Origin of the sequence: Pantoea rodasii (assembly GCF_002095465.1) — a bacterium.
Taxonomy (GTDB): Bacteria; Pseudomonadota; Gammaproteobacteria; order Enterobacterales; family Enterobacteriaceae; genus Pantoea; species Pantoea rodasii.
This window is the reverse complement of sequence record NZ_MLFP01000043.1, coordinates 1-7,320: the sequence shown is the minus strand read 5'-3', so window position 1 is coordinate 7,320 and position 7,320 is coordinate 1. Positions and strand designations below refer to the sequence as shown.

7 protein-coding genes and 2 pseudogenes are annotated in these 7,320 nt (G+C 62.1%); all 9 read right to left on the bottom strand.

The features are described from left to right. Positions 1–161: 161 nt before the first annotated feature. Positions 162–2,804: pseudogene (gene traC, locus HA45_RS23065) on the bottom strand (type IV secretion system protein TraC). A 216-nt stretch (positions 2,805–3,020) separates the two neighbouring features. Then, on the bottom strand, positions 3,021–3,500 hold the full coding sequence (locus HA45_RS23060) for a TraV family lipoprotein (protein ID WP_244563519.1): 480 nt from the start codon (positions 3,498–3,500) through the stop codon (positions 3,021–3,023). Positions 3,501–3,751: 251 nt separating this feature from the next. Continuing rightward, positions 3,752–3,931 (bottom strand): hypothetical protein, encoded by a 180-nt coding sequence (locus tag HA45_RS23055; protein WP_100701683.1) that lies wholly within the window; start codon positions 3,929–3,931, stop codon positions 3,752–3,754. 54 nt (positions 3,932–3,985) lie between these two features. Further along, positions 3,986–4,234, bottom strand: a complete 249-nt coding sequence (locus tag HA45_RS23050) for a hypothetical protein (RefSeq protein ID WP_100701682.1) — start codon at positions 4,232–4,234, stop codon at positions 3,986–3,988. A gap of 105 nt (positions 4,235–4,339) precedes the next feature. Beyond that, a complete protein-coding gene (locus HA45_RS23045) occupies positions 4,340–4,735 on the bottom strand; it encodes a hypothetical protein (RefSeq protein ID WP_100701681.1) in 396 nt (131 codons plus the stop codon). Continuing rightward, complete coding sequence (locus tag HA45_RS28455) at positions 4,732–4,980, bottom strand: hypothetical protein (RefSeq protein WP_244563520.1); 249 nt, start codon at positions 4,978–4,980, stop codon at positions 4,732–4,734. Before HA45_RS28455 ends, HA45_RS23045 begins: the two co-directional genes overlap by 4 nt. Continuing rightward, a complete protein-coding gene (locus HA45_RS23040; protein ID WP_244563518.1) occupies positions 4,871–5,245 on the bottom strand; it encodes a transcription termination/antitermination NusG family protein in 375 nt (124 codons plus the stop codon). The genes HA45_RS28455 and HA45_RS23040 overlap by 110 nt, the downstream gene beginning before the upstream one ends. A 12-nt stretch (positions 5,246–5,257) precedes the next feature. Further along, a pseudogene (gene traB, locus HA45_RS23035) lies at positions 5,258–6,655 on the bottom strand (F-type conjugal transfer pilus assembly protein TraB). Continuing rightward, a partial coding sequence (traK, locus tag HA45_RS23030; protein WP_128599085.1) for an F-type conjugal transfer protein TraK occupies positions 6,652–7,320 on the bottom strand: 669 nt, incomplete at its 5' end. The pseudogene traB and the gene traK, both read right to left, overlap by 4 nt.

Below are 7,320 nucleotides of genomic sequence, written 5' to 3'. Positions count from 1 at the left end.
CGCCGTCAGCCGGACGTCACGGCGGCGCAGCAGGCCGGGTGCTGCCTTCACGGTGACCCCGTCACGCACGCTCCGTTCGCTCAGATCAGGCTGTTCGCTCATCGTTTCACCCTCCACAGTGGATAGGGCATGTTTGTCTTCCTGCATGGTTGATTCCTCTTTTAAGCGGGGGTCAGGCCGGCCCAGCGCTCCAGCTCCAGCATCTCGGCCTGATACATGAACGGCTCGCAGGCCAGCATGTACGCGGCCTCTTCGCTGGTTGCCCCGGCCTTCTGCGCCTCGGTCATGTACTGGTAGTCCTCTCCCCGCGTGCTGAACATTGCGCGCGTCACCGGATCGACGAAGACGCGGTGGAACGAGCTGTTCTCGCCCGTGGAAATCATGACCGAGCTGAAGCCGGTATCTTTGCTGGCTGGAAGCCGCGGATAACCTGCGTTTCCACTTCACTGAACTGATCCGGGTTCGAGTTGAGGTAGGTCTTAAACGCTTGGCGTCCTGCAGCAGCGTCACTTTTGTACCGGAGCAGTCCCACGCCGCGGCCGCGGCCGGCGGGGCCGCCTGGTCCTTGGTGCCGGTGAAGTCCTTGATGCCCTGCGTGATGGTGATAAACGCGCCGCGGTGACGGCGCACCGTGCGGTAGCCGGTTTCGATAAATCGCGCGGCGTGCGGGTTTGATCCGCTGAACAGGCGCCAGGCCTCGTCGATGATGGCCACCTTCTTGAGGCTGCGCGGCGAGTGGTACATCTTTTCCTGAATCGCCAGAATCAGCGAGAACAGGATGGCGGAGAGCAGGTGCGGCTGGTTTTCCAGGCTCAGCAACTCCAGCACCGCAAAACGTGTGTTGCCGTCGAGCGTCGGATTGTCCGAATTGAAGTAATCGCCGTTTGCTCCCCACGTGCACCAGCGGTCCAGCAGCAGCACCAGCTCGTTGATGCGGTTCATGATAGTGGGCTGCTCGCCGTAGGCTTCACGCACTTCAGCAGACGTCATGTAGTACACCACGTCATCGATGCGCGCCTTGTTCTGCTTCGCCTCGTATGCCGCCACCACGCCCTTAAGCAGGATGGTTTCGCTGACCTTATCCAGCGGCTCGTTGGGGCTCGCCAGAACGGTAAGTAACCCCTGAATACCCTCCGCCGACTCTTTAATGTCACGCACGTTGGCAAACGGGTTAAAGCGCAGCGTTGCGCCGTCCAGATACGAACCGCCTGCCTGCCGGCAGAAGTTCTTATAGCTGCCCCCCATGTCGATAACCCAGCCGAAGCCACCGGCGTTCAGCACCTGACGCAGAATCTCCTGAATAAAGAAACTCTTGCCGGCGCCGGTGGTACCAGTCACCGCAATGTTGAAGTTGGTTGCGCCGTTGCTTTCGCTGAACATGTCAAAGAAGGCCAGCGCGTTGCGGTAGGTCGGCAGCGGGCTACCGGACGCCGCCATCTGGCGCTCGGCCACCACCGGCATCAGGTTCACGGCGTTAAAGCTCTTGCAGCGCAGGGTGGCGTTCATGTTTACCATGTCCTCCCACAGCCCCTCCTGCATCACGAACGGAAGCGAGGTCATCCAGTTACGAAGCTGCTGATAGCGGGGAGCGGCTATCTCGAGGTCATTTTTGCGGAACACGTTAATGGCCGATAGCTCACAGCGCTGCTGTTCGCTGTCATTGTCGGGCGTAAACAGCGTCAGATTAAGGTTGAAACTGCACATGGCAATCTCATTGTTCCCCAGTCCCGTACGCAGATCCCGCCACTCCTCGTAGGTGCGCTGCGTATTGGGGAACAGCTTGCCATAGGAGGAGTTGGCCTTCTTCCCCATGTCCTGCTCTTTGCGAAACGCCTCGTTCTGGCTGCTGACCTGCTCTTCGACACAGACCGTCCAGCTCAGCAGGAAGGGACAGGGAATGCCGAGGTCCGGAAAACGCATATTCTGCAGGTTATCTGCCGCCTGCCAGAGCGCGAACTGCTTCGGTACTTTCGTTAACTGCATACTCACAATCCGTGTGCTGACAACAGGACTGTCAGTATCTGCGCTTACCGTCCTGTCGCCTTGCTGGCGGGTAGTCATAAGATGAAGATAGTCAGGGTACACGTCCATTTCGGTACCGATGTCCACACACTGGCGGTGCAGTTCCTGTTCCGGGTTCCAGTGCTCGCTGGCGGCGCTGACCTGGCCGGGGCGGTAGTTCAGCTGCTCGCGGATGACGGACAGAAACTCCGATGGTCCCACGCGGCGCGTGTCCATGTGCGCGGCCAGCATCGAGACGCGCAGCGTTTCGCGCACCTGAGCCACCGCGTCCATTGACTTAATGCCGCCGGTGCCGGGATGCGCATACACCAGGAACACGCGGTAGTTGCGCAGATACAGCGGGTATTCACGCTCGTTGGCCAGCCCCTTCAGCGCCGAGCGCTCCCAGAAGGCTTTGGTAATGGCGTTCAGGCGCGGCGCCATATCGCCTTTCCACATATCGCGGCTCAGGCCATTCTCGAGCATGTCACCCACGCACTTGCTGGCCACCATCAGCACCGTGACCGGCGTTTTACGCGGGAGCTTTTGCGCAGCAGGTCGTCCAGCGCCTGCACCACCTGCTGATTGGCTCCTGCCAGCGGAGCGACCTCCAGAATGAAGCCTACCGAGCGTGCATTAATATAGAGTTCAGATTTTTCATCGAACTCGCGGCACGGCAGCAGGCTGGTCAGCGAAGGATATTTCAGGCTCTCCTGAAGCGTCTGGCGGGCAAGCTTTGCACCGCCCTCGTCCCGGCTGCTGTTGAGAATACCGGCGAGGTGATCGATAACGTTACTGATCATGCTGACCTCCGGCGCGTCCTGTTTTCAGCGCGTCCTGAATCATGGAATGAAAGAGCGCGGATTTTCCGGCGCCGGGCTGACTCCACGCAAAGACGTGCCCGTTAGGGGGCACGTCCAGGAACATCAGTCCGGGCCTGCCCCGGTGATACAGTGCGGACGCAGACGCTGCGGACGCCGGCTGCCCATGCGCAGCGCAGAAAGAAAATCGCTTTATCATTATTCCCCCTCGCTGATGACGCGGAAGTCTTCATCCCAGCGCGATTTCTGCTTCACGAACTCGACCACGGCGGGCTGATGGAAACTGTCCTGCTCGTCGACCCACGGCGCTATCCACAGGCGCTGCGTGGCGTCCGGGATACGGCGGGCGTCCACCTGTCCCGGTCCGCTGTAGTCCCCCGGCGCAACCGGTGCCGCTGTACGAACCGGCACCGTGGACGCGCGGAGGCTGTCTGCGCTCAGCGCCTGACCTGAGACAGGTCGGGGTGTCAGCGTCGCCGCGCTCACGGGTCGGTAAGGGTTAACGGCAGGCTTCACGTTGCCGGGCGTTGCCAGCGCCTCAGCCGCAGGCTTTGGGCCGGCCTCCTTCTGCGCGGTCAGGTCGTCAAGGCTTTTACCTTTCGATGCCAGTTTGCTGGCATCGGACATCGACAGGCACTGGTCGGTGGCGGTTTTATTGCAGTCAAAGTCAGAGTTCATGCCGGCGCAGCCGGTGAGCGCAGCGCACAGCAGTGCGCACGCAAAAAGTTTTGCATGGTGTGATCCTCAGTGGCGGCCGGGCCGCCGCGATATTAAAGGTGAGTGGTGCGGGTTAATCGGATGGTGCGGGTTGCCCTGATGAAGGCGCTGTAATTCTTATTTACGGGATACTTAGCAGAAGTAGTGCAGCATCAGCGTCATGCTGGCGGTGATGCAGGCCAGTACGCTGAAAATTGCGAGTCGCTGAAAGCTCATCTGCATAAAGCCTCCTGCGGCAGGCTGTCAGCGGCCAGATACTGTTGAATCGCCTCGATTTCAGTGAGCATCGCCGCCAGCTGGCAGCTGCTCGCCTGCGTCCTCCATGCTTTCCGGTAGCGGAGCTGCAGCGCGCAGAGGCGGATACGCTGTTCCCTGCGGGTACGTTTATTCATGGCTGCCCCCTGAAGTGAAGGTGAACTCATGACGCTCAGGTTTTATCACCGCCTTCACCTCTTTTTCCAGAGGTTAAGGCGGAACATTTCCAGCAGACAGAGGCTTGCGGGACCCAGCAGCGCGAGTATCCAGAACAGCCACTCCGTGTCGCAGCCCAGCGCAAAAGCATACAGGGCAACCGGCACGGCGTACCAGAACGGGTGCACCCGGTGCGCCCGCGCCGGACGGCGGGCCAGACTGCGCTGACGCAGGCGGCCGATGCGGCGGCGGGTAAGCTGTTCACTGCAGGTACGTCTATTCATGGCTGCTCCCGTTACCCACACAAGGTGAATGACAGCCCGTCCGGTACGCGGCCATCATGCGCATCCGCCTCAGGTGGCGATGCCGCCGCTTTTCCACTGATGTATTCATCTGGCCCCACGGAACAGCATCTGAAGAAACGTGAGAAGCCAGCATATAACCGACGAAAATACCGACGGATAAACCGGCCAGCCGGGGTCCGTCACAGGCAGCTGCCAGTTCCAGAACGCCACAAAGAACCAGCATACCGGCAGCAATGCCCATACAAACGCCATGATGCCGGCAATCATGACCTGTTCAGGGCACTCAGCGCGCCACTGCCACCAGATGACGCCGGCGGAAATCACCAGGGACAGACGCCAGAATGGCCAGCCGGGGAAACCCACCGTTCCCGAGCGCATCCCCCAGGCGACGATAGCCGTATTGATGATCAGCAGCAGGGATATGGAATAAAACGCCGGGCGCTGATACGTTTTGATGCGGCCTTTAAATGTCCGGATCATGCTGCCGCCCCGCGCGCGGTGATGTGAAAGCGCAGGTGGCTTTCCACCGGCACGCGCACCTGCCTGCTTATCAGGGTCAGGAGCAGAACGGCGCGCTTCATGCCGTCCGGCTCACACCATACCGCCTCCAGTCCCTCAAAGGCCCCGTCCTCGATCATCACGCGGTCGCCGTCCAGCGGCGCATCCGTGTCGAGCGGGACGCCCTCCCAGCCAGCCTCCAGTTGCGAGATGACCTGGTCGGGCACCACCGACGGCAGGCCGCCAAAGCTGATGAGAGTGGAAATCCCCCCGCGTGCCCTTGATGGAAGTGGTGTGCACCACCTCCGGATCGAAGCGTACAAACAGGTAGCCCGGAAAGAGCGGCTGCGGCGTCACGCCGCGCACCCTGCCGTTGCGCAGGCGGACGCGGGAGAATACCGGCAGCAGGCAGGTGACGCCCTGTTCAGTAAGATGCTGCTGTGCGTACTTTTCCTGCGCCCACTTCGTCTGTGCCACGTACCAGTTTTCCATCTCTCACTCCTGTCAGTTAATGGTGTCGCCGAGGCGCAGCTGGCTGGCCTGACGCAGAACTTCATCGGGGTTTAACACCGGGGCGCTGTTGCTGCCGCCATTGCTGACCGGCTGGTTCGCCGCGGTCTGCTGCACCACCGGCTGCGGCGCCTCTTTTTTCGCCTTCTCGGCCTCGGCGTCCTCAATGGTTTCCAGGCGGAAGCCCTGCTGGAACACCACGGTCACGGCGTTGCCGGCCCCGATATCAATCACCGGGTGATACTGCTCGGCGCGCTTAATCCAGTACTGGCTCAGCGTGTCCGCCGCCTTGCTGGCGCCGCCGCCGATGCCCTGCTTAAAGATGTCCCCCGCGCCCACTGACGCGCTGCCGCCGAGGCCGACCGTTGGCGTGGCGGCTGACTTGATGCCCTCACCGAAGCCTGACAGCAGGCCGGCCGCCCCGGCGTTGGCGATAATGGCACCGTTACGCATGACCGGCTTGCCGCGGATGCCCACCTTGCCCTGGAAGGACACGTGGCCGTCGAACGGCATGTCGATATGCTTGCCGTTCTTCAGGATGCAGCTGATGTTTTTAGTGCGCACCTCGCCGCGCTCGCTGGAGATATCGCCGTACATTTCCCCGGTGACGCGGCACTGGTCCATATTCCAGGTCTTTCCGTTGGGCATGGAGACGTCCCCGAGCAGGGTAATCACCACCGGGGAGGTGTTCTGCTGACCGGTCACGCTGGCATTGGCGTCGGCGCCCTCAATCATCACCGCCTCGGAAAAGGAGCCGGAGGGTATCCAGGCAGCTTCGTCTTTCTGTCGGTGAGCGAGGCGTAGGTGAAGGTGTCGCGGTTCAGGCCGCCCGGACGCACCGTGCCGGCGCCGGGGTAGAAGCCCTGCCCCTGCGGCTGTCCCTGCGCGGGATAGAACTGTGCGCCCTGTCCCGTAGCCGGTCCGCTGCCCGGGTTATTGATGCTCCACTGCGCCGGTCCGGACGGTCCGCCGGAAACCGGGCCGCCAGCAGGCGGTGTTCCCGCCGGTGGCGTCACGGTCGAGCCGTTCGGCGCCCTGCTTCCCTGTGACTGCTGCGTCTGCAGCTGCGCGATGGCGTCAGCATCGTGCTGAGCTGCTTTTTCAGCTCGTTGTTCTGGTCTTTGAGCGAGCTGGTCAGCGTGCCGAGGTCGCGCTCGAGGCCGGCGGTCTTGTTTTGCTGCTGCTGCAGCGCCGCGGTGGCCACGCCTCGGTAAAGGAGGTGTTAATCAGGCCGCCGGTCAGGTTCGGCGCTGTCTTCGGTGCGGGGCGGTTCAGCTCCGCCTGATGGTGCGAGTAGGCCCAGATGCCGCCGCCCACCGCCAGCATGACCGCAGCGGACACGCCGGCAATCACCCACTGGCGGCGGCGCGTGGCGGTATTGATGTTGCTCATGACCCGCCCTCCGCGTCAGTGGAGAAAATCACCCACACGAAGCCCTCGCCGTTTGCATACAGGGTGCGGGTCGACAGCATCACGCCGCGCACACCTTTCTGCCAGAACTGCTTTTCGCTGAGCGCGCGCGTGACGTAGCCGGTGTTTTTCATGCGGTAGCGCATCACCCGCAGGTGCGAGCCGGCAAGCTGGCGCTCCGGCGTCAGCAACACCCCTGCGGGCGGATTATACGCCGGGCCGCGCGAGGCCTTCACCTCGGTGTAGTTCTCCGGTACGTCGCCGTTGACGACGCTGCGGGCCACGCTCACCAGCGTTTTCTGGAAGGGCTGACTCTCCTCCCACGCTTTCGCGTCCGGGTTGGACTTCAGCGGCACGTCTGCCGGGATCAGGTGCAGCGTGCGGCCGTTGCCGGGTTTGGGGGAAACGTCTATCGAGACGCCGACGCCCCCGGCGGTCTCCAGGAAGATGGTAAAGTCCTGCCCGGTGAGGGGCGTAATCAGCAGCGCGCCATCGGCGGTGTTGGCCTTCGTATAGGCGTTTTCGGGACCGGTGATGCCGGTAATCAGCTCCCCGTCGATGATGATTTTATTGGGGCTGGTGTTGCTCATCTGCGCCTTCAGGTGCGCGTTGTTTTCAAACGGCGTACCGGCCGGTCCGGGCACGGC